This window comes from Pseudomonas sp. VE 267-6A (assembly GCF_024126555.1).
GTDB lineage: Bacteria > Pseudomonadota > Gammaproteobacteria > Pseudomonadales > Pseudomonadaceae > Aquipseudomonas > Aquipseudomonas palmensis.
Window position 1 is genome coordinate 24,119 of sequence record NZ_JAMYBY010000004.1, and the last position, 22,129, is coordinate 46,247.

Genomic DNA, 22,129 nt, shown 5'->3' on the forward strand with positions numbered 1-22,129 from the left:
GTGGGCCGACAGCGGTCGGCCCGGCCAGTCACGGTGCCTTGCAGCCCCGCCCTATCAAATCGTTGGTCGCTACCCAGTACACCAGGCCTTCATCGCCCTTGGTGTGCAGGGCCAGCACGCCATCGCTGTACAGCGCACCCGACGCACCGGGCTCCGGCTTGAGCCGGTAGACCTGATCGCCGCCACCAAGGCGTACATCCACCTCTTCCTGGCTGGCATCGGCAAACCGCCACAGCACCTCGGCCTGACTGTCACAGACCCAGCGGGTCCAGTTGTCGGTCGGGGCCGGGGTTGGCTTGAGGCTTGCGCAACCTGCCATCAGAACCAGGGCCATCAGGGCTACAACGCTTTTCATCGAATATCCTCTAGAAGACCACGAACCGGCCAACAGGTTGCCTCGAACCGATCAAGGGCAACCCGGGGCCTGGCGCTGGTGTTCCTCGTCATACTTCTCCAGCCCGTCCGGGCCGAGCCTCTTGTTGATCACCGGCACGGTCTCTGCCTGCCACTGCGACTGGTAGCAACCGCCCTTCGGCTTGCCGGGGGCATCCGCCGCAGGCTCCGGGCTGCCAGCACAGGCGCTGAGCAGACCGGCCAGGATAAACACAGGCAACCGCTTGACCATCAGGTCACACTCCCTTTGCCAGGCTGAGCGAGTCAGGCCTTGGCCCGTTGTTCCAGCACGTCCACCGCCGGCAGCACCTTGCCCTCGACGAACTCGAGGAATGCACCGCCACCGGTAGAAATGTAGGAGATCTGGCTGGCCACGCCATACTTGTCGATGGCCGCCAGGGTGTCGCCACCGCCGGCAATCGAGAACGCGGCGCTGTCGGCGATGGCCTTGGCCAGGGTCCTGGTGCCGTTGCCGAACTGGTCGAACTCGAACACGCCCACCGGGCCGTTCCACAGGATGGTCTTGGACGACTTCAGCAGCTCGGCGAACTGTTCGGCGGTCTGCGGGCCGATGTCCAGGATCATGTCGTCCTCGGCCACCTCGCCCACCAGCTTGACGGTAGCCGTGGCGCTTTCGGCAAATTCCTTGGCCACCACCACGTCCACCGGCAGCGGCACGTTGACCTTGGCCGCGATGGCCTTGGCGGTGTCGATCAGGTCGGCTTCGTACAGCGACTTGCCCACCGGGTGGCCGGCAGCGGCCAGGAAGGTGTTGGCGATGCCGCCACCGACGATCAGCAGGTCGCACACCTGGCTCAGGCTGTTGAGCACGTCCAGCTTGGTCGATACCTTGGAACCGGCGACGATGGCGGCCATCGGCTTGGCAGGGGCCTTCAGGGCCTTGCCCAGTGCATCCAGCTCGGCGGCCAGCAGCGGACCGGCAGCGGCGACCTTGGCGAACTTGGCCACGCCGTGGGTCGAGCCCTCGGCACGGTGGGCGGTACCGAAGGCGTCCATCACGAACACGTCGCACAGGGCGGCGTATTGCTGGGCCAGTTCGTCGGCGTTCTTTTTCTCGCCCTTGTTGAAGCGCACGTTCTCGAACAGCACGATGTCGCCGGCCTTCACGTCCACGCCGCCCAGGTAGTCGGCCACCAGCGGCACCTCACGGCCCAGCGCCTTGCTCAGGTAGTCGGCCACCGGCTTGAGGCTGTTCTCGGCCGAGAACTCGCCTTCGGTCGGGCGCCCCAGGTGCGAGCAGACCATCACGGCCGCGCCCTTCTCCAGGGCCAGCTTGATGGTCGGCAGCGAGGCCAGGATGCGCGCGTCGCTGCTGACCACACCGTCCTTCACAGGCACGTTGAGGTCTTCGCGGATCAGTACGCGCTTACCTTGCAGATCGAGGTCGGTCATCTTCAAAACGGTCATGAATGCAGTCCTTCAGGGCTGTTTGCGAGTGGTGCTGGTTGAGTCCACGACGCGCAGAAAATGTTCGGCGACGTCGAGCATGCGGTTGGCGAACCCCCATTCGTTGTCGAACCAGGCCAGCAGGTTCACCAGGCGGGGGCCGCAAACGCGGGTCTGGCTGGCATCGACGATGGCCGAATGTGGGTCATGGTTGAAATCACAGCTGGCGTGGGGCAGTTCGGTGTAGGCCAGCAACCCCTTGAGCGGGCCACTCAGGGCCGCTTCACGCAGCACCTGGTTGACTTCGGCCGCGGTGGTATCGCGGGCGGTCTGCAGGGTGATGTCCAGGCACGACACGTTCACCGTCGGCACGCGTACCGCTTTGGCCTGGATTCGCCCGGCAAGTTCCGGCAGCAGGCGTTCGATACCCCGCGCGAGCCCGGTAGACACCGGAATCACCGACTGGAACGCCGAACGGGTGCGGCGCAGGTCTTCGTGGTGGTAGGCATCGATCACCGGCTGGTCGTTCATTGCCGAGTGGATGGTGGTGATCTGCACGTACTCGATGCCGAAGGCCTGGTCGAGCACACGCAGCAGCGGCACGCCGCAGTTGGTGGTGCAGGAGGCGTTGGATACCAGCCGTTCGCCGCCTTCAAGGCAATCCTGGTTGATGCCGTAGACAACGGTGGCGTCGACATCCGCCTCGCTGGCCATCGGCTGGGAAAACAGCACCCGTGGTGCGCCGGCGTCGAGGAAACGCTGGCCGTCGGCGCGGGTGTTGTAGGCCCCGGAGCATTCGAGCACCAGGTCGACGTCGAGCGCGGCCCAGTCGATGCCTTCGGGGGTGGCGCTGCGCAGTACTTTGACGCAGTCGCCATTGATATGCAGACAATCGCCGTCGACCCTGACCTCACCGGGAAAGCGCCCGTGGGTGGAGTCGAAGCGTGTCAGGTATTCGAGGCTGGCCTGATCGGCCAGGTCGTTCAGTGCAACGATCTCGAAGCCCGCGCTGGCCCCCCGTTCAAAGAGTGCGCGCAGGACGCAACGACCGATGCGGCCGTAGCCGTTGAGTGCAACTTTGTAGGGACGCGGTTGGGGCATGGGATGCTCACGGAACAGAATGTTATCTGCAACCTGCAGGAACCGAGTCGCGGCAATCGCGGGTCAAGCCCGCTCCCACAAGGACACTCGTGATCCCTGTGGGAGCGGGCTTGACCCGCGATGGGTTCAACGCCGCTCCAACTGGTTTTATCAGTCTTCCAGCAGCTCTTCAGCCGTACCCAGGATGTTTTCCAGGGTGAAGCCGAACTCTTCGAACAGTGCCGAAGCCGGCGCCGATTCACCGTAGGTGGTCATGCCGATGACGCGGCCTTCCAGGCCCACGTACTTGTACCAGAAGTCGGCGTGGGCAGCTTCGATGGCAATCCGCGCGCCCACCTGCAGTGGCAGAACCGACTGCTTGTAGCTGGCGTCCTGGGCATCGAACACGCTGGTGCATGGCATCGATACCACGCGCACCTTGCGGCCCTGCTCGGTCAGCTTGTCGAACGCCTGCACCGCCAGGCCCACTTCGGAACCGGTGGCGATCAGGATCAGCTCAGGCTCGCCTGCGCAGTCCTTGAGCACGTAGCCACCACGGCTGATGTCGGCGATCTGGCCGGCGTCGCGGGTTTGGTGCTGCAGGTTCTGACGCGAGAAGATCAGCGCCGAAGGGCCGTCCTTGCGCTCCAGGGCGTGCTTCCAGCTCACGGCCGATTCGACCGCGTCGGCCGGACGCCAGGTGTCCAGGTTCGGCGTGGTGCGCAGGCTGGTCAGCTGCTCGATCGGCTGGTGAGTCGGGCCGTCTTCGCCCAGGCCGATGGAGTCGTGGGTGTAGACGTGGATCACGCGCTGCTTCATCAGGGCCGACATGCGCACGGCATTGCGGGCGTATTCCATGAACATCAGGAAGGTCGCGCCGTAAGGCACCAGGCCGCCGTGCAGGGCAACGCCGTTCATGATGGCGGTCATGCCGAACTCGCGCACGCCGTAGTACATGTAGTTGCCGCTGGCATCTTCGGCGCTGACGCCCTTGCAACCTTTCCACAGGGTCAGGTTGGAGCCGGCGAGGTCCGCCGAGCCACCGAGGAACTCCGGCAGCAGCGGGCCGAAGGCGTTCAGGGTGTTCTGGCTGGCCTTGCGGCTGGCGATGCTTTCGCCCTTGGCGTCCACTTCGGCGATGTAGACGGCAGCCTTCTCGGCGAAGTCGGCTGGCAGTTCGCCGCTCAGGCGACGCTTGAGTTCGCTGGCCAGTTCAGGGAAGGCTGCAGCGTAGGCAGCAAAGCGCTGGTCCCAGGCGGCTTCGGCGGCGGCGCCGGCCTGCTTGGCATCCCACTCGGCATAGATGTCGGCCGGGATTTCGAACGGGCCGTGGTTCCAGTTCAGGGCCTGGCGGGTCAGGGCGATTTCGGCATCGCCCAGTGGCGCGCCGTGGCAGTCTTCCTTGCCGCCCTTGTTCGGCGAACCGAAGCCGATGGTGGTCTTGCAGCAGATCAGGGTCGGCTGCGCGCTCTTGCGCGCGGTCTCGATGGCGGTCTTGATCTCTTCTGGGTCGTGACCGTCGACATTGCGGATCACCTGCCAGTGGTAGGCTTCGAAACGCTTCGGCGTGTCGTCGGTGAACCAGCCTTCGACTTCGCCGTCGATGGAGATACCGTTGTCGTCGTAGAAGGCGATCAGCTTGCCCAGGCCCAGGGTACCGGCCAGTGCAGCGACTTCGTGGGAAATACCTTCCATCATGCAGCCATCACCCAGGAACACATAGGTGTGGTGGTCGACGACGTCGTGGCCTGGACGGTTGAACTGGGCGCCCAGCACTTTTTCGGCCAGGGCAAAGCCCACGGCGTTGGCCAGACCCTGGCCCAGCGGGCCGGTGGTGGTCTCGACGCCTGGGGTGTAGCCGAATTCCGGGTGGCCCGGGGTGCGGCTGTGCAGTTGACGGAACGCCTTGAGGTCGTCGATCGACAGGTCGTAGCCGGTCAGGTGCAGCAGCGAGTAGATCAGCATCGAGCCGTGGCCGTTGGACAGCACGAAGCGGTCACGGTCGGCGAAGTGCGGGTTGCTCGGGTTGTGCTTCAAGAAGTCACGCCAAAGAACCTCGGCGATATCCGCCATGCCCATCGGGGCACCGGGATGGCCGCTGTTGGCTTTTTGCACGGCATCCATGCTGAGGGCACGAATGGCGTTGGCACGCTCACGACGGCTGGGCATCGCTTGTCTCCTGGGGGGCTTGAATATTAACGAACGGAAAAAGGCGGCCATTTTCGCCCAGGCACGTGCCCGGGGGCAATCACGGATGGTCGATGAGGGATGTTTTTAGTGCGATTGAGCGACTAATCCCGTGTTGCGCCGACAAAACGGCAGAAATTGTCGCCTGCCATGCCGGGCCGGGCCCGCCCATCGAGCAATATCAAAACTTTTTGATATAGAACTTGCGAGGCCGCTGCACGCTGACTAGACTGCCGCCCATGAACCTTCACGCCCCCTCCATCGACCCCGAGCAAAGCGACGCGCTGGCTGCCCTGTGCAAGGCCGGCGGCGACCCGCTGCGGCTGAACGTGCTGCGCGCGCTGGCCAGCGATTCGTTCGGGGTGCTGGAGCTGGCGCAGATCTTCGCCATCGGCCAGTCGGGCATGAGCCACCATCTCAAGGTACTGGCCCAGGCCGACCTGGTGGCCACCCGGCGCGAAGGCAACGCGATCTTCTATCGCCGCGCACTGCCCGACAGCCAGCGCCTGGGCGGCAAGCTGCACGGGGCGCTGCTGGAGGAGGTCGACGCGCTGGAACTGCCGGCCGAGGTGCAGGCGCGCATCGGCCAGGTGCAGGTGCGCCGGGCCGCCACCAGCCAGGACTTCTTCCTGCGTGTGGAAGAGAAGTTCCGCGCCCAGCAGGACCTGATCGCCGGCCTGGCGCAGTACCGCGAAAGCCTGCTGGCGCTGCTCGACAAGCTCAGCTTCGACCCGCTGGCCAGCGCCCTGGAGGTCGGCCCCGGCGATGGCGAGTTTCTGCCCGAACTGGCGCGGCGCTTCACCCACGTCACCGCCCTGGACAACAGCCCGACCATGCTCGAGCTGGCGCGCCAGGTGTGCCAGCGCGAGCGCCTGGCTAACGTAACCCTGCTGTTGGCCGATGCCCTGCATGCAACGGATGTACAGGCCGACTGCGTGGTGCTGAACATGGTGCTGCACCATTTCAGCGAGCCTGCCCAGGCCCTCGGGCACCTGGCCAAGCGTGTCAGACCAGGCGGAAGCCTGTTGGTAACAGAACTGTGCAGCCACGACCAGAGCTGGGCGCGCCAGGCGTGCGGCGATCTCTGGCTGGGCTTTGAACAGGATGATTTGGCCCGTTGGGCCAGCGCCGCGGGGCTGGTTCCCGAGGACAGCCTCTATGTGGGCTTACGTAATGGTTTCCAGATTCAGGTTCGCCACTTTCAGCGACCACCTGGCGACACTCACCATCGGTAAATTTTAGGAACCCGTCGAGATGAGCGAATACTCCCTTTTCACCTCCGAGTCCGTGTCTGAAGGGCATCCGGATAAAATCGCCGACCAGATTTCGGATGCGGTGCTCGACGCCATCATCGCCGAAGACAAGTTCGCCCGCGTGGCGTGCGAGACCCTGGTGAAAACCGGTGTGGCCATCATCGCCGGCGAAGTGACCACTTCGGCCTGGGTCGACCTCGAAGACATCGTGCGCAACGTGATCGTCGACATCGGCTACAACAGCTCCGACGTCGGTTTCGATGGCGCCACCTGCGCGGTGATGAACATCATCGGCAAGCAGTCGGTAGACATCGCCCAGGGCGTTGACCGCAGCAAGCCTGAAGACCAGGGCGCGGGCGACCAGGGCCTGATGTTCGGCTACGCCAGCAACGAAACCCCGGAGCTGATGCCAGCCCCGATCAGCTTCTCGCACCAGCTGGTGCAGCGTCAGGCCGAAGCGCGCAAGTCCGGCCTGTTGCCGTGGCTGCGCCCGGACGCCAAGTCCCAGGTCACCTGCCGCTACGAAGGCGGCAAGGTGGTGGGCATCGACGCCATCGTGCTGTCGACCCAGCACAACCCGGACGTGTCCTACGCCGACCTGCGCGAAGGCGTGATGGAGCTGATCGTCAAGCACGTGCTGCCGGCCGAGCTGCTGCACAAGGACACCCAGTTCCACATCAACCCCACCGGCAACTTCATCATCGGTGGCCCGGTGGGCGACTGCGGCCTGACCGGCCGCAAGATCATCGTCGACACCTACGGCGGCATGGCCCGTCACGGGGGTGGCGCTTTCTCCGGCAAGGACCCGTCCAAGGTTGACCGTTCGGCCGCCTACGCCGGTCGCTACGTGGCCAAGAACATCGTTGCCGCAGGCCTGGCCGAGCGCTGCGAAATCCAGGTGTCGTACGCCATCGGCGTGGCCCAGCCGACCTCGATCTCGCTGAACACCTTCGGCACCGGCAAGGTTGCCGACGAGAAGATCATCCAGATCGTGCGTGAGTGTTTCGACCTGCGTCCGTATGCGATCACCACCATGCTCGACCTGCTGCACCCGATGTACCAGGAAACCGCGGCCTACGGTCACTTCGGCCGCACCCCGCAGGTCAAGACCGTGGGCGACGACACCTTCACCACGTTCACCTGGGAACGCACCGACCGTGTCGACGCGCTGCGCGCGGCCGCCGGGCTGTAAGCAACACCCGGTACAAGCAACACCCGGTAAACAAGAGCCCCTGCCAGGCGACTGGCAGGGGCTTTTTCTTGCCTAGGCTTGAAGTTCCACCCGCCGAGCAAGGACGCTCGCCATGCCCTTCAAGCTGTTGTCCGGCCTGCTGTTCGCCAGCACGCTCGCCTGTACCCCAACCACCGCCCTCGCCCGGCCCTGCCCCGACTGGCCACCGGCAGTGGCGCAAAGCGAACTCAAGCAGCTGGGCGAGCGCCTGGCCGACTGGGACGATCATTACCATCGCCTGGGCGTCGCGTTGATCAGCGACGAGCTGTACGACCAGAGCCGGGCGCGCCTGCAACACTTGCAAGCCTGCTTCCCCGGCACCGGTGCACCCCCGGCAGACCCGCTCGGAACCGCCACCGGCCCGTTGCGCCACCCCATCCCCCACACCGGCCTGAACAAGTTGCCCGACGAAGCCGCCGTGCGCGCCTGGATGCACGGCAAGCAGGACCTCTGGATACAACCCAAGGTGGATGGCGTGGCCGCCACGCTGGTCTATGCAAAGGGCCGGCTGGTGCGCCTGATCAGCCGCGGCGACGGCGCCTACGGGCATGACTGGAGCCGCCACCTGCCGGCACTGGGCGCCCTACCCCACACGTTGCCCGAACCTCTGGACCTGATACTGCAAGGCGAGCTGTTCTGGCGCCTGGACGGGCATGTGCAGGCCGCAGCGGGCAGCCGGAATGCCCGCGGCAACGTCGCCGGGCTGATGGCGCGCAAGCAGCTCACCCCCGCGCAGGGCGCGGTGGTCGAGCTGTTCGCCTGGGCCTGGCCGCAGGGCCCCCTGGACCAGCGCGAGCGCCTGGCACGCCTGAGCGCCCTGGGCTTTGCCTACAGCGAGGCGTTCAGCCAGCCGGTGCAGACCTTCGACCAGGCCGCCCACTGGCGCCAGCACTGGTACCGCACGCCACTGCCATTCGCCAGCGACGGCGTGGTGCTGCGCCAGGGCCGGCGTCCGCCCGGCGAGCGCTGGCAGGCCCGGGCGCCGTACTGGATAGCGGCATGGAAATACCCCTTCGCCCAGGTGCTGGCAGAGGTGCGACGCGTGCAGTTCAACGTGGGGCGCACCGGTCGCATCACCCCGGTGCTGCAACTGGCACCGGTGCAGTTGGATGACCGCACGGTGCGCCAGGTCAGCGTGGGCTCGCTAAGACGCTGGCAGCAACTGGACATTCGCCCGGGCGATCAGGTGGCGATCAGCCTGGCAGGCCTGACCATTCCCCGTCTGGACGGCGTGGTGCACCGCGCCCTCGAACGGCGTGAGATGAAGGTACCGGCAGCCGATGCGTTTCATCCGTTGAGCTGCTGGGAGCTGAGCGCCGAGTGTCGTCAGCAGTTCCTGGCCAGGTTGCAGTGGCTGGGCGGCAAGCAGGGCCTGGCACTCCCAGGTGCCGGGCCGGCCAGCTGGGAGCGCCTGGTCGACGCCGGCCAGTTGCGCACACTGGCCGATGTGCTGGAACTGCCCGCCGAACATCCGTTGTACCCCGCCCTCGAACAGGCCCGTCAGCGACCCTTTGCCACCTGGGCGCGGGCCCTGGGTATGCCGGCCCCGCGTGCGTTGGCAGCGGGCGACACGTGGGCCGCGCTGGCTGCCCGCGATGCGGCGCAGTGGCAGGCCGAGCCTGGCGTGGGTGCCCACCGTGCCGGCCAGTTGCTGGCCTTTTTCGCTCACCCGCAGGTGCAGGCCCTGGCGGCGCGGTTACGTGAACATACAATCGAGGGTTTCTAAATTTGTCGGATCAGGGCAGCATCATGGGTTTCTGCCAAGCCCGCGACCACGGAGCCACTATGAAACTGCTTTCCCCGCTTGCCCTGTTCGCCGCCTGCTCGTTGCTCGCCACTTCGCTGATGGCTGCCGAGGAACAACCCGGCCTGACCGGCTGCGCTGCCAAGAAGCAGGCGATCAGCGAACAGATCGAACAGGCCCGCGCCCACGGCAACAGCGCCCAGCAGGCCGGCCTCGAGAAGGCCCTGAGCGAAGTGACCGAGCACTGCACCGATGCCGGCCTGAAGAAACAGCGTGAACAGAAGGTGCTGGATGCCCGTCATGAAGTGACGCAGCGCACCAAGGACCTGGACAAGGCCATGAAGAAAGGCGACGCCGACAAGATCAACAAGCGCAAGGACAAACTGGCCGAGTCGAAGAAGGAACTGCAACAGGCACTGGATGAGCTGGAGAAGTAGTCCGCGTTGAACCCTTCGCCGGCAAGGCCGGCTCCTACGTACAGCGCGCCACCTGTAGGAGCCGGCCCTGCGGCGAAAAGGCCGGCCAGCTCACCCCATCAATGATTGCGAAACTCGGTATGACAGGCCTTGCACGCCGCCTCCACCTTGCCCATCGGGGCCGCGACCGCCGCAGGCTCCAATGGCTGGGTACGGGTCTGGGCGACCAGCTCGCCGGTCACCTGCTCCATCTGCCGCGCCAGCTCCTGGAAGCGCGCCTGCTTTTGCCACACATCGGGCGTGGCGCTGCTGTCCTCCTCGCGCACCTGCGGGAAATGCTGCCACGGCTGGTGCGACAACGCGTCGAGCTTCACCGCACCATCGGCAAATTTCTGCCCGTCGAACGCCAGCCGGCCACGCAGCATGCCGCCGAGGTCTTCGCTGGTCTTGAGCATCTGCTTGAAAATCGCCTTGCGCTGGCCCAACGGCGAGTTGGGGTCGACACCGCCACAGGCGCTCAGGGCCAGGCAGGCCACCAGGATCACAGTCATTCGCTTGAACATCATGCTTGGCTCGGCACACGGAAAAAGGCGGCCAGTATCCCCGCCTTGCCGGCAAACACCAATACCCCTACCAAAAACAAGGGTTGCCTGGCCGCCCTGAACGCCAGGCACACCGTAGAGGACTACCCCGCATGAAAACCGCCCTGAGCCGCCTTGGCCTGACCGCCGCGTTGCTGGCCCTGCTGGTCGGCTGCAACGGCAGCGCCCCGGATAAATCCGCACCGCACCCGCTCGCCACCTACAGCCCAGCCACCTGGAAAGACCTGCCCAAGGTCTCCGACAGCGACCTGCTGGCCGGCTTCAATGCCTGGCGCAGCGCGTGCGAGCGCCTCAAGAACGATCCGGTCTGGGCCACCCCCTGCGCTGCTGCGGTGCAGGTGCCCGACGACGCCACCCAGGTGCGTGGCTTTTTGCAGACGCAGCTCGAGGTGTACGGCCTGCGCTCGGCCGAAAACAACGCCAACGGCCTGATCACCGGGTACTACGAACCGGTGTACCCCGGCAGCATGACCCGTACCGCCACGGCCAACGTGCCGGTGTATGGCATCCCCGATGACCTGGTGGTGGTGGCGCTCGACAGCATCTACCCCGAACTCAAGGGCAAGCGCCTGCGCGGTCGCCTGGACGGGCGCGTGCTCAAGCCCTACGACACCGCCGGGGTGATCCAGCAGCAAGGCGTCAAGGCGCCGGTGCTGGCCTGGCTGACCGACCCGATGGACCTGCAGTTTCTGCAGATCCAGGGCTCCGGGCGCATCCAGCTCGAAAGTGGGCAGCAGCTGCGCGTGGGCTATGCCGACCAGAACGGCCACCCGTATCGCCCGGTGGGCCGCTGGCTGGTCGAGCAGGGCCAGCTCAAGAAGGAAGACGTGACCATGGGCAGCATCCACGCCTGGGCCCAGGCCAACCCGAGCCGCGTGCCCGAGCTGCTGGCCAGCAACCCCAGCTACGTGTTCTTCAGCACCCGCCCGGACAGCAACGAAGGCCCGCGCGGTTCGCTGAACGTGCCGCTGACCGCCGGCTACAGCGTGGCCATCGACCGCAAGGTGATCCCGCTGGGCAGCCTGCTGTGGCTGTCAACCACCCGCCCGGACGGCGCGCCGGTGGTACGCCCGGTGGCCGCGCAGGACACCGGCGGGGCCATCACCGGCGAAGTGCGCGCCGATCTGTTCTGGGGTACCGGCAGCGAGGCCGGCGCTCTGGCCGGGGACATGAAGCAGCAGGGTCAGATCTGGCTGCTGTGGCCCAAGGGCGCGGCACTGCCGGTGGTGCCGCAGGTGGAAGGCAAGTAGCTCAGGCCGAGACCACGAAGAAGCTGACGATCAGGCCAATGCCCGCGAACCACACCACCGAGCGCAGCGCGGCCCAGTCGGCCAGGTAGCAGATGATGTAGAGCAGGCGGCTGGTGATGTAGAGCACCGCCAGCACGTCCTGGGTGACCTGCTCGGCATTGCCGACGATGTCGGCGATCACCACCGCCGCGACGAACGCCGGAATCGACTCGAAACTGTTGAGCTGCGCCGCATGGGCGCGGCGCGGCAGGCCTTCGAGCTTGTCCAGAAAACCGCGCGGGTCATGGTTCTGTCGCAGGCTGAAGCGACCACTGCCGAACTTGGCGATGCTGGTGCACACGAACGGCAGCAGCAACGCGATCAATACACACCAGAAAGCGACGGTCATGGCAGGGGTCCTTGTTGTTGGGGTCAGAGTTTCATGATCAGCATGCCGATCAGTACCAATGCACAAGCTAAGAGCCTCGGCCCGCCGAAAGGTTCTTTGAGGTAGCGCATGCCCATCAGCACCACCAGGATCACGCTCACCTCGCGCAGCGCCGCAGCCTCGGCCACCGAGCCCAGTTGCATGGCCCACAGTACCAGCGCGTAGCTGGACAGCACGCACAACCCCACGGCCAGGCCCAGCTTCCACTGGCTGCGCCAGAACTGCACAAACGGCGCGCGCCGGGCCACCGTCGCCAGCAACGGGAACGGCCAGGCGCTGATCAGCGTCAGCCACACCAGGTAGTCCAGCGGCTGCGACCACAGCCGGATCGCGCTGCCGTCGAGCCAGGTGTAGCAGCCGATGCACAGGCCGATCAGCGCCACCACCGGCAGCATCGACCAGGGCAGACGTTCGCCGCCACCGCCCTGCCACAGCAGGCAGGCCATGCCGCACGGGATCAGCAGAATGCCGAAGATCTGCTGGGTGCTCAGCGTCTCGCCGGCAAAGGTCAGGGTCAGCGCCAGCACCACCAGCGGCGACAACCCGCGCATCAGGGGGTAGACCAGGCCCAGGTCGCCGACCCGGTAGGCCTTGATCAGCAGGTAGCGGTACAACAGCTCGAACGCCGCCGAGGCCAGCATCCAAGGCCAGATCTCGGGCGGCGGTACCTGCACGAACGCCACCATCGCCAGGGCGAACAGCAGCGCCACCACGTCCATGCTGGCAATCACCAGCAGACGCTCGCCGCTGAACTTGATCAGGGTGTTCCAGGTGGCATGCAGCAGGGCGGCGATCAGCACCAGCGAAGTGGCGAGCACGGTTGAGTTCCTGGGTAGTGCACGGCTGCGCAGTTTCAACCAGGCGCAACAAAACAGCCAGCCTGCGGTCAACGTTGATCGAAAAAGTGTGTCCTGAACCTCGCGCCGGCGCATCCAAGCCCTGCCCGAGCCATTCGGGCACTGACTTGGAAGCCATTACAGGACCTAGGATGCTTGAGCTAGTTGCCGCGTTTATTTGCCTCACCACCCTCCTCACCTATGTGAACTACCGCTTTATCGGCCTGCCGCCGACCATTGGCGTGATGGTCACTGCACTGCTGTTTTCCCTGATACTCCAGGGCCTGAGCGTCATCGGCTACCCGGGCCTGGAAGAACGGGTGCAGGGCCTGATGAGCCAGATCGACTTCAACGACCTGCTGATGCACTGGATGCTGGCGTTCCTGCTGTTCGCCGGGGCGCTGCACGTGAACCTGGCCGACCTGCGCGACTACCGCTGGCCGATCGGTCTCCTGGCCACCGTCGGCGTGCTGATCGCCACGGTGGTGATCGGCTACCTGGCACACTGGATCTTCGCCCTGTTCGGCTGGCACGTGAACCTGCTGTACTGCCTGCTGTTCGGCGCACTGATCTCGCCCACCGACCCGATCGCGGTGCTCGGCGCCCTGCGTACCGCCAATGCGTCCAAGCCGCTGAAGACCACCATCGTCGGCGAGTCGCTGTTCAACGACGGCACCGCGGTCGTGGTGTTCACCGTGCTGCTGGGCATCGCACAACTGGGCGAGACCCCGAGCGTGAGCGACACCGCGATCCTGTTCGCCCGCGAGGCCATCGGCGGCGCGCTGTTCGGCGCGGTGATCGGCTACGTCACCTACCGCATGATCAAGAGCATCGAGCAGTACCAGGTGGAGGTCATGCTGACCCTGGCGCTGGTGATCGGCGGCTCGGCCGCAGCCTACGAACTGCACGTCTCGGCGCCCATCGCGATGGTGGTAGCGGGCCTGATCATCGGCAACCTGGGTCGCAACCTGGCTATGAACGACATGACCCGGCGCTACATGGACGGCTTCTGGGAACTGATCGACGACATGCTCAACGCGCTGCTGTTCGCACTGATCGGCCTGGAGCTGTTGCTGCTGCCGTTCTCGTGGATGCACCTGGCTGCGGCCGGGGTGCTGGCAGTGGCGATCCTGCTGTCGCGCCTGCTGACCGTGGCGCCGGCGATCGTCATGCTGCGCCGCTGGAGAACGGTGCCGCGCGGCACCATCCGCGTGCTCACCTGGGGCGGCCTGCGCGGCGGTGTGTCCGTGGCCCTGGCGCTGTCGCTGCCATCGGGCCCCGAACGTGACCTGCTGCTGAGCATCACCTACATCGTGGTGCTGTCGTCGATCCTGCTGCAGGGCTTGAGCATCGGTCGTGTGGTGCGCGGGGTTACCGAGCAGCCTTGACCGGCGAGGGGCTGCCCAGCAGCCCCAGCAGATGCCGCATCGCCACTGGCCGGCGCGGCGTCGAGCCGTGCAGCACCACCAGTGCCCGCGCGTGGCGCGGGTCATCGCCCAGCGGCCAGGCACAGATGCCCTCATGGGGCATGCCGGCCCATTGCGGCACCAACGATACCCCCATGCCCTGGGCCACCAGCATCACGATGGTTTCCAGCGCATCCAGCTCGCACAGCAACTGCGGCGTGATCAGTTGCTCATCCAGGTAGCGCTGGGCGATCTGCCCGCCCCACGACTGCGCGTCGTAGCGAATGAACGGGTGCTCGCGCAGCAGCGTATCGGGGGTCAGTGCGGCCTGTGCAGCCGGCGCGATCAGAATCAGCGGCTCGACCTTGAGCACCTGCAACGCCAGTGCCTTGGGCAGCGTGAAGGGCGGGCGCACCAGAATCGCGGCATCCAGTTCGCCGCCGAGCACCTTCTCGTACAGGCTGCGCGAATCACCCGGGGTGATCTGCAGCTTGAGCCCCGGCGCCGATCGCGCCAGACGCTCGATAAGCCCCGGCAATACCCCGGTCAACGCCGTCGACACCGCGCCCACCCTGACGTCCCCCGTCAATCCGTCCTGGCTCAGGTCGTGCTGCAATTCACGCGCCTGCTCGATGATCGCCTGGATTCTGGGCAACAGCAGCAGGCACTGGTCCGAGGGGCGGATGGCATGCGCAGTACGCAGCAGCAAGGTGCAGCCCAGTGTGCGTTCCAGCGCCTGCACGCGCTGGCTGATCGCCGCTGCCGTGCGGTTCTCGCGACGCGCGGCCGCGGCAATCGAGCCGGTTTCCACCACTGCCACCAGGCTTTTCAGAAAGCGCACATCCATAAGTTTTTCTTTCGCTCAGAGCAAGGCAAAGCCGTTTTACCCCGTCACACGGCCTACTTACCCTCAACGCTCAACCACACGGGGGATACGCCATGAACAGACCCTTTCACGCTGCATACCACGTTTGCGACCTGGAACAGGCGCGTACTTTTTATCGAGATGTTCTGGGCTGCACCGAAGGGCGCAGCACCGCGACCTGGGTCGACTTCGACTTCTTCGGCAACCAGCTCTCGTTGCACCTGGGCACGCCGTTCGCCACCACCCGTACCGGGCAGGTTGGCGAGCACAAGGTACTGATGCCGCATATCGGCGTGGTACTGCCACTGGACGAGTGGATGACCCTGGCCGTGCGCCTCACCCGGCGTGGCCTGGCATTCGAGATCCCGCCGGTGGTGCGCTTTGTGGGCGAGCCGGGCGAACAACGCACGATGTTCTTCCTCGACCCCAGCGGCAATCCGATCGAGGTCAAGGGCTTCAAGGATTTCGCCGGCCTGTTCGCGCAGTAACGCACCCTTCGCACTCCCCACAACCACAACAACAAGGGGCACCCCATGGGCATTCGCACACCTTCCAGCCTGGTCACGCGCATCATGATCGGCCTGGTCGCCGGCGTGATCGTCGGCATCCTTCTCAACCAGTTCCCCGAGCACAAGGCCTGGTTCATCGACAACCTGCTGCAGCCTGCCGGCGACCTGTTCATCAAGCTGATGAAGATGATCGTGGTACCGCTGGTGTTCGCCTGCATGACCGTCGGCATCGCCGGCGCCGGCAGCACGCGCGCCCTGGGCCGGGTCGGGATGAAGACGTTCGTGTACTTCTTCACCATCACCAGCATCGCGATCCTGTTCGGGCTGGTGGTCGGCAACGTGTTCCAGCCCGGCGCCGGCGCGGACTTCAGCAGCACGCTGCAGGCACCGGTCACCACGCTGGCATCCAGCACCGAAACGCAGAACCTGGGGCGCACCCTGGTGGCCATCGTGCCGGACAACATCGTGCTGGCCATGGCCGAGGGCAAGCTGCTGTCGGTGCTGTTCTTCGCCATCCTGTTCGGCTGCGCCCTGTCGATGCTGCCCCAGCAGCAGAAGGCACCGTTGATCAGCGTGATGCAGGGCGTATCGGACACCATGTTCAAGGTCACCCACCTGGTGATGCACTACTCACCCATCGGCATCTTCGGGCTGATCGGCGTCACCGTTGCCAGCTTCGGCCTGAGCGCACTGCTGCCACTGGCCAAGCTGATCGGCATTACCTACGTCGCGGTGCTGCTGTTTGCGCTGTGCGTGCTGGGGGCGGTGGCCAGGCTGGCGGGGGTGCGGTTCTTCCACCTGTTGCGCGAGATACGCAGCGAGTTGCTGCTGGCCTACAGCAGCGCCGCCTCGGCCACGGTGATGCCGCAACTGATCGAGAAGATGGAGCGCTACGGCGCGCCACGCCCGATCACCAGCATGGTCATTCCGTTGGGGTATTCATTCAACCTCGATGGTGCGTCGCTGTTCGCAGCGCTTGGCACGCTGTTCATCGCCCAGGCCTATGGCATCGACCTGGGCCTGGCTGACCAGGCGATGCTGGTGCTGATCATGGTGCTGACCTCCAAGGGTGCGGCGGGGGTGCCGGGCTTCATGTTCATCATCCTCACCGCCACGCTGACCGCGGCAGGGCTGCCGGTCGAGGGCGTGGCGATCATCGCCGGGGTGTATCGGCTGATGGACATGCCGGTCACTGCACTCAACGTGCTGGGTAACGCGCTGGCGCCACTGGTGATCGCACGCTGGGAGGGCCAGCTCAAGGCACCTGGCCAAACCGCCCCCGCCAGCCCCGCTGCCCCTGACTTGAAGCTTGAAGCTTGAACTGTGCAGCTACCGCCGTCATTCCACCGAGGTATCGAACTGATCCTTGATGAACTTGATCTCGGTACGCCCATGGGGTGCAGGCAAGCCGTCCTCACCCAGGTTGACGAAGACCATCTTGTCGACGGTGAGGATGCTCTTGCGGGTGATCTTGTTGCGCACTTCGCATTTGAGGGTGATGGAGGTGCGGCCGAATTCCGTGGCGGTGATGCCCAGCTCGATGATGTCGCCCTGGCGCGAGGCGCTGACGAAGTTGATCTCCGAAATGTACTTGGTCACCACACGCTGGTTGCCCAGTTGCACGATCGCGTAGATCGCCGCCTCTTCGTCGATCCAGCGCAACAGGCTGCCACCGAACAGGGTGCCGTTGGGGTTGAGGTCTTCGGGTTTTACCCATTTGCGGGTGTGAAAGTTCATGCGTACTCCTGACCGTCTTGCCAATCGATGCCGACAATGATGGCAGAGCCTGCCGGCGGCCTCCATTGAACATCGACTATCGTCTCGATTAATTGACAGAAAGCCTTGGGCCGATGCGCGGGCGCAGCTATAATCGCCAACGTTTCACAGACGGTCATCACCACTCGATGCCGTTCCCGCCACCTGTCCGAGGGGCGCTGCAGCAGGTTCTCCTGTCAGGCTCGGATGGGGCGTTGCCTGCACGGGGTTCCCCGCACGGGCACTAAACGCACAACGGCGCCCATTCGCACACTACGAATGGAGGCTCTTGATGAGCGCTGTAAACACGCCTGCAGATTTTACCGACTACAAAGTCGCCGACATGTCCCTGGCTGCCTGGGGCCGCCGCGAAACCATCATCGCCGAGTCCGAAATGCCGGCCCTGATGGGTCTGCGCCGCAAGTACGCCGCTGAACAGCCGCTCAAGGGTGCAAAAATCCTCGGCTGCATCCACATGACCATCCAGACCGCCGTGCTGATCGAAACCCTGGTCGCGCTGGGCGCCGAAGTTCGCTGGTCGTCGTGCAACATCTTCTCCACCCAGGATCAGGCCGCTGCCTCCATCGCCGCCGCCGGCATCCCGGTGTTCGCCTGGAAGGGCGAGACCGAGCAGGAATACGAGTGGTGCCTGGAGCAGACCATCCTCAAGGATGGCGCGCCATGGGATGCCAACATGATCCTCGACGACGGCGGCGACCTCACCGAGCTGCTGCACAAGAAGTACCCGCAGGTACTGGACCGCGTTCACGGCGTGACCGAAGAGACCACCACCGGTGTGCACCGTCTGCTCGACATGCTGGCCAAGGGCGAGCTGAAGATCCCGGCGATCAACGTCAACGACTCGGTCACCAAGAGCAAGAACGACAACAAGTACGGCTGCCGTCACAGCCTCAACGACGCCATCAAGCGCGGCACCGACCACCTGCTGTCGGGCAAGCAGGCGCTGGTGATCGGCTACGGTGACGTGGGCAAGGGTTCGGCCCAGTCGCTGCGTCAGGAAGGCATGATCGTCAAGGTCTCGGAAGTCGACCCGATCTGCGCCATGCAAGCCTGCATGGACGGCTTCGAGCTGGTTTCGCCGTTCATCGACGGTATCAACAACGGCACCGAAGCCAGCGTCGACAAGGCCCTGCTGGGCAAGATCGACCTGATCGTGACCACCACCGGTAACGTCAACGTGTGCGATGCCAACATGCTCAAGGCCCTGAAAAAGCGCGCCGTGGTATGCAACATCGGTCACTTCGACAACGAAATCGACACCGCCTTCATGCGCAAGAACTGGGCATGGGAAGAGGTCAAGCCACAGGTTCACAAGATCCACCGTACCGGCCCTGGCGATTTCGACGCGCAGAACGACGACTACCTGATCCTGCTGGCCGAAGGCCGCCTGGTGAACCTGGGCAACGCCACTGGCCACCCGAGCCGCATCATGGACGGTTCGTTCGCCAACCAGGTACTGGCACAGATCTTCCTGTTCGGCCAGAAGTACGCCGACCTGTCGCCGGCCCAGAAAGCCGAGCGCCTGACCGTTGAAGTACTGCCGAAAAAACTCGACGAAGAAGTGGCCCTGGAAATGGTCCGCGGTTTCGGCGGCGTGGTAACCCAACTGACCAAACAGCAGGCCGACTACATCGGCGTGACTGTTGAAGGCCCGTTCAAACCAGACGCCTACCGCTACTGATGGGCCAAAGCCGGTGACGCTGCCACAGCGTCACCGGCTTTTTTCTGTGGCCAGCCTCACGGCTGGCCAGCACGATCGGTTTACCAGGATTTCGCCATGTCTCAGGAACGCCGTTACAGCTTCGAGTTCTTCCCGACCAAGACCGACGCTGGACATGAAAAACTGCTCGCCACGGCTCGCACCCTGGCCAGCTACAACCCGGACTTCTTCTCCTGCACCTATGGTGCCGGTGGCTCGACCCGCGACCGCACGCTCAACACCGTGCTGCAGCTGGAAAGCGAAGTGAAGGTACCGGCCGCGCCGCACCTGTCGTGCGTGGGCGACAGCAAGGACGACCTGCGCAGCCTGCTGGCCCAGTACAAGGCCGCCGGCATCAAGCGTATCGTGGCCCTGCGCGGCGACCTGCCGTCGGGCATGGGCATGGCCAGTGGCGAGCTGCGCTACGCCAACGAGCTGGTCGAATTCATTCGCCAGGAAAGCGGTGATCACTTTCACATCGAAGTGGCCGCCTACCCGGAAATGCACCCCCAGGCCCGTCACTTCGAAGACGACCTGATCAATTTCGTGCGCAAGGCCAAGGCCGGCGCCGACAGCGCCATCACCCAGTACTTCTTCAACGCCGACTGCTACTTCCACTTCGTCGAGCGCGTGCAGAAGCTGGGCGTGGACATCCCGGTGGTACCCGGCATCATGCCGATCACCAACTACAGCAAGCTGGCGCGCTTCTCCGATGCGTGCGGCGCCGAGATCCCGCGCTGGGTCCGCAAGCAGCTGGAAGCCTATGGCGACGATGTGCAAAGCATCCAGGCCTTCGGCGAACAGGTCATCACCGAAATGTGCGAAAAACTGCTGCAAGGCGGCGCACCGGGGCTGCACTTCTATACCCTGAACCAGGCCGAACCCAGCCTGGCAGTGTGGAACAACCTCAAGCTGCCACGCTGATTACTGTCAAACACGGTAATAAATAGTTGCGAAAACGGTAAGGGCTTTAGCGTACGCTAAGGCCCTTTCCATTTTCCCTTACAGATACGGATCTTCGCGTTTCTATGCCCCTCGCTTCCCCTTCCGCACGTCCCCAACTGATCTATCTTGTCTTCGGTGCCCAGACTTACCATCAGGAAGCGCAGTTCAGCATCTCCAGCGCCTTGGCCAACCTGCACAAGACGCCGGGGCAACCCCTCGATATCCAGGTGTTCAGCGACGACCCGCACCCCTATCGCCACTTGCCGGTAACGGTGCATGCACTCGATGCCGACACCCGCAAGGCATGGAGCGAGCCGCACGGTTATCACTTTCGCACCAAGCACGTGCTGCTGCGCCAGGTGCTGCAGGACCACGAACACGCCCTGCTGATCGACACCGACACGTTTTTCCATCAGTCACCCATCGAGCTGTTCCGGCGCATGCAGCCCGGCACGCTGCTGTGCAATGCGGTCGGCGGCAAATACGGCGTAAATCAGCAATGCGCACTGTACCAAAACCTTGCAGGCCCACTGCAGGCACGCGGCCTGGCCAAAGACGGCATGCCATTGCTCAATTCGGGCGTCATCGGCCTGTACCGGCAGGACGCGGGCCTGCTCGACCAGTCCATCGCCTTGATGGACGAGTTCTATCCGCTGGCCCCGCGCGCCTATACCCTCGAAGAGTTCTGCCTGGCGGTCGCCGCCCATGACACCTTGAACGTGCAGGAATGCCCCGACCTGATCCACCACTACTGGAGCCGCAAGCAACTGTTCCGAGCCAAGATCCAGGCCTGGCTGAACAAGCACGGTAGCGACCCGCTCTCGACACAGGCCATGGCCGATATCGCCCAGGTCAACACACAGCTGCCACGCCCGCCGCTGCTGCAACGCCTGCACTGCAAGCTGCTGGGGCTGTTGCTGCCGGCAAGGCAACGTCAGTTCATGCGTGAACTGGCCTACGGCTGTCATCCCTATGCCAACGAATTCGATCGCGCCTGCGCCCAGGCCTGGTGGGAAAAAGCCCTGGAGAACGTCGAGAGGCGCCAGGGCAAGCCCGCCTGCGCCAACCAGCTCGGGCAGTGGTTCAGGCATCCAGGCATGCGCCTGGCCCTGGGTCGTCAGCTGCCGATCGTGAAAGCTCACCTGGAGCAGCGCCGCGAGGGCTGAAGCCTGGGCGCGCTGGCCATTCTCGAGCAGCCATCGTACTCTCCAGCCATGCCCGATCTTTACCGACTGTTCGCCGCCCTGTTTCTCGCCTGCCTGAGTACCCTGGCTCATGGCGAGAGGCTGCGCATCGTCACCGACCCCTGGCCGCCCTATGTGTACCAGGAAAACGGAGAGGCCAAGGGCATCGACTACGAGGTCACCGCCGAGGTGTTCAAGCGCCTGGGCATCGAGGTGCAATGGCAGTTCCTGCCATGGAAGCGCTGCCTGGCGATGGTCGAACAGGGGCTGGCCGACGGCGTGCTCGACATCTTCAAGACCGAGCAGCGCGACGCCCAGCTGTTCTACCCCAGCGAACCGCTGTCGCACGTGGAGTTCGTGCTGTTCCAGGCCAACGCCCGGCCCCACGCCATCAGGCACCTGGAAGACCTCAAGGGGCTGACCGTGGGCACCGCGCCCGGCTATACCTACGGCCCGGCGTTTGCCGATTCACCCGACTTCAAGCGCGAGCCGGCACCTACCCTGGAAGCCAACCTGGGCAAGCTGCAACTGGGTCGCATCGACCTGCTGGTCACCGATCGCCGGGTTGGCCGGCATGTGATCAAGAGCCTGGGCCTGGAGCAACAGGTCAGTGAACTGGGGCTGGTGATCGACCGCCAGCCCCAGTTCCTGGCAGTACGCCGCAATGCCGGCATGGACCTGCTGGCGCAACGCTTCGCCGCCGAGCTGCGCCGCTTCAAGCAGGAGCCGGCCTATGCCGAGCTGAACGCACGCTACGCAGGCGCCGAGGTGAATATTCCGCAAACCGTTGAGCAGCAGGAACGCAGCACGCACTGATTGCTCTGTTATACTCCGCCAACCCCGCCAGGCTTACGCCCGGACGCTCGGCCTTGCAAAAGGCATCCCGATCGGCAGGACAGCGCGCCCAGAGCCCGCCCGC

At 64.8% G+C, this 22,129-nt stretch carries 22 protein-coding genes and 1 riboswitch; of the genes, 12 read left to right on the plus strand and 10 right to left on the minus strand.

All coding sequences use genetic code 11. The annotated features are described in order from the left end of the window. Positions 1-28 precede the first annotated feature (28 nt). The 5 genes from NJH59_RS05170 to tkt all read right to left on the minus strand — a co-directional run bounded on the left by NJH59_RS05170 (position 29) and on the right by tkt (position 5,049). The gene (locus NJH59_RS05170) at positions 29-355 is read right to left on the minus strand and encodes an MliC family protein (protein WP_043863596.1); all 327 of its coding nucleotides are present in this window, start codon (positions 353-355) and stop codon (positions 29-31) included. Positions 356-406: 51 nt separating this feature from the next. Continuing rightward, positions 407-625 (minus strand): hypothetical protein, encoded by a 219-nt coding sequence (locus NJH59_RS05175; protein WP_043863597.1) that lies wholly within the window; start codon positions 623-625, stop codon positions 407-409. A gap of 32 nt (positions 626-657) precedes the next feature. Next, complete coding sequence (locus NJH59_RS05180; RefSeq protein ID WP_043863598.1) at positions 658-1,821, minus strand: phosphoglycerate kinase; 1,164 nt, start codon at positions 1,819-1,821, stop codon at positions 658-660. A gap of 12 nt (positions 1,822-1,833) precedes the next feature. Further along, positions 1,834-2,901 carry an erythrose-4-phosphate dehydrogenase gene (gene epd, locus NJH59_RS05185; protein ID WP_043863599.1) on the minus strand — a complete coding sequence of 356 codons (1,068 nt, stop codon included), beginning with the start codon at positions 2,899-2,901 and terminating at the stop codon, positions 1,834-1,836. Positions 2,902-3,051: 150 nt separating this feature from the next. Then, positions 3,052-5,049 carry a transketolase gene (tkt, locus tag NJH59_RS05190; RefSeq protein ID WP_253086484.1) on the minus strand — a complete coding sequence of 666 codons (1,998 nt, stop codon included), beginning with the start codon at positions 5,047-5,049 and terminating at the stop codon, positions 3,052-3,054. A gap of 257 nt (positions 5,050-5,306) precedes the next feature. On the opposite strand from tkt, the gene NJH59_RS05195 reads away from it, so the two are divergent. From NJH59_RS05195 to NJH59_RS05210, 4 genes are all read left to right on the plus strand, one after another. Next, a complete protein-coding gene (locus tag NJH59_RS05195; RefSeq protein ID WP_043863601.1) occupies positions 5,307-6,302 on the plus strand; it encodes a metalloregulator ArsR/SmtB family transcription factor in 996 nt (331 codons plus the stop codon). Between the two features lie 19 nt (positions 6,303-6,321). Continuing rightward, positions 6,322-7,512: a methionine adenosyltransferase gene (gene metK, locus NJH59_RS05200; protein ID WP_043863602.1), complete on the plus strand. Its 1,191-nt coding sequence runs from the start codon at positions 6,322-6,324 to the stop codon at positions 7,510-7,512. A 112-nt stretch (positions 7,513-7,624) separates the two neighbouring features. After that, positions 7,625-9,277: an NAD-dependent DNA ligase LigB gene (gene ligB / locus NJH59_RS05205; RefSeq protein WP_123753309.1), complete on the plus strand. Its 1,653-nt coding sequence runs from the start codon at positions 7,625-7,627 to the stop codon at positions 9,275-9,277. 59 nt (positions 9,278-9,336) lie between these two features. After that, positions 9,337-9,732 carry a DUF1090 domain-containing protein gene (locus NJH59_RS05210; protein ID WP_043863604.1) on the plus strand — a complete coding sequence of 132 codons (396 nt, stop codon included), beginning with the start codon at positions 9,337-9,339 and terminating at the stop codon, positions 9,730-9,732. 98 nt (positions 9,733-9,830) lie between these two features. Here the strand turns inward: NJH59_RS05210 and NJH59_RS05215 are convergent, their stop codons facing one another. Then, positions 9,831-10,274, minus strand: a complete 444-nt coding sequence (locus NJH59_RS05215) for a cytochrome c (RefSeq protein WP_173925103.1) — start codon at positions 10,272-10,274, stop codon at positions 9,831-9,833. Between the two features lie 131 nt (positions 10,275-10,405). On the opposite strand from NJH59_RS05215, the gene NJH59_RS05220 reads away from it, so the two are divergent. Further along, entirely contained in the window at positions 10,406-11,563 is a 1,158-nt protein-coding gene (locus tag NJH59_RS05220; RefSeq protein WP_054915759.1) for an MltA domain-containing protein, read from the plus strand. Position 11,564: 1 nt separating this feature from the next. Here NJH59_RS05220 and NJH59_RS05225 read toward each other — a convergent pair whose 3' ends face one another. Both NJH59_RS05225 and NJH59_RS05230 read right to left on the minus strand, forming a co-directional pair. Continuing rightward, positions 11,565-11,951: an MAPEG family protein gene (locus tag NJH59_RS05225; protein WP_054915760.1), complete on the minus strand. Its 387-nt coding sequence runs from the start codon at positions 11,949-11,951 to the stop codon at positions 11,565-11,567. A 23-nt stretch (positions 11,952-11,974) separates the two neighbouring features. Next, the gene (locus NJH59_RS05230) at positions 11,975-12,808 is read right to left on the minus strand and encodes a DMT family transporter (protein WP_104573011.1); all 834 of its coding nucleotides are present in this window, start codon (positions 12,806-12,808) and stop codon (positions 11,975-11,977) included. 170 nt (positions 12,809-12,978) lie between these two features. Between NJH59_RS05230 and NJH59_RS05235 the strand changes: the two genes are divergently transcribed. Then, positions 12,979-14,214: a sodium:proton antiporter gene (locus NJH59_RS05235; RefSeq protein WP_043863609.1), complete on the plus strand. Its 1,236-nt coding sequence runs from the start codon at positions 12,979-12,981 to the stop codon at positions 14,212-14,214. Here NJH59_RS05235 and NJH59_RS05240 read toward each other — a convergent pair. Next, positions 14,198-15,079, minus strand: a complete 882-nt coding sequence (locus NJH59_RS05240) for a LysR family transcriptional regulator (RefSeq protein ID WP_043863610.1) — start codon at positions 15,077-15,079, stop codon at positions 14,198-14,200. The two genes, NJH59_RS05235 and NJH59_RS05240, sit on opposite strands and share 17 nt — an antisense overlap. Positions 15,080-15,171: 92 nt before the next feature. On the opposite strand from NJH59_RS05240, the gene NJH59_RS05245 reads away from it, so the two are divergent. Both NJH59_RS05245 and NJH59_RS05250 read left to right on the plus strand, forming a co-directional pair. After that, the gene (locus NJH59_RS05245) at positions 15,172-15,585 is read left to right on the plus strand and encodes a VOC family protein (RefSeq protein WP_116052532.1); all 414 of its coding nucleotides are present in this window, start codon (positions 15,172-15,174) and stop codon (positions 15,583-15,585) included. A gap of 45 nt (positions 15,586-15,630) precedes the next feature. Next, positions 15,631-16,926, plus strand: a complete 1,296-nt coding sequence (locus NJH59_RS05250) for a cation:dicarboxylase symporter family transporter (RefSeq protein WP_235593722.1) — start codon at positions 15,631-15,633, stop codon at positions 16,924-16,926. Positions 16,927-16,944: 18 nt separating this feature from the next. Here NJH59_RS05250 and NJH59_RS05255 read toward each other — a convergent pair whose 3' ends face one another. Then, entirely contained in the window at positions 16,945-17,343 is a 399-nt protein-coding gene (locus tag NJH59_RS05255; RefSeq protein WP_043863612.1) for a hotdog domain-containing protein, read from the minus strand. A 183-nt stretch (positions 17,344-17,526) separates the two neighbouring features. Further along, positions 17,527-17,632: riboswitch (S-adenosyl-L-homocysteine riboswitch) on the plus strand. Positions 17,633-17,653: 21 nt separating this feature from the next. On the opposite strand from NJH59_RS05255, the gene ahcY reads away from it, so the two are divergent. The 4 genes from ahcY (at position 17,654) to NJH59_RS05275 (ending at position 22,026) form a co-directional block, all read left to right on the plus strand. After that, positions 17,654-19,063, plus strand: a complete 1,410-nt coding sequence (gene ahcY / locus NJH59_RS05260) for an adenosylhomocysteinase (RefSeq protein ID WP_054915763.1) — start codon at positions 17,654-17,656, stop codon at positions 19,061-19,063. 96 nt (positions 19,064-19,159) lie between these two features. Next, entirely contained in the window at positions 19,160-20,005 is an 846-nt protein-coding gene (gene metF / locus NJH59_RS05265; protein ID WP_043863614.1) for a methylenetetrahydrofolate reductase [NAD(P)H], read from the plus strand. A gap of 104 nt (positions 20,006-20,109) precedes the next feature. Then, positions 20,110-21,192, plus strand: a complete 1,083-nt coding sequence (locus tag NJH59_RS05270; protein WP_253086485.1) for a hypothetical protein — start codon at positions 20,110-20,112, stop codon at positions 21,190-21,192. A gap of 48 nt (positions 21,193-21,240) precedes the next feature. After that, a complete protein-coding gene (locus NJH59_RS05275) occupies positions 21,241-22,026 on the plus strand; it encodes an ABC transporter substrate-binding protein (RefSeq protein ID WP_043863615.1) in 786 nt (261 codons plus the stop codon). Positions 22,027-22,129 lie beyond the last annotated feature (103 nt).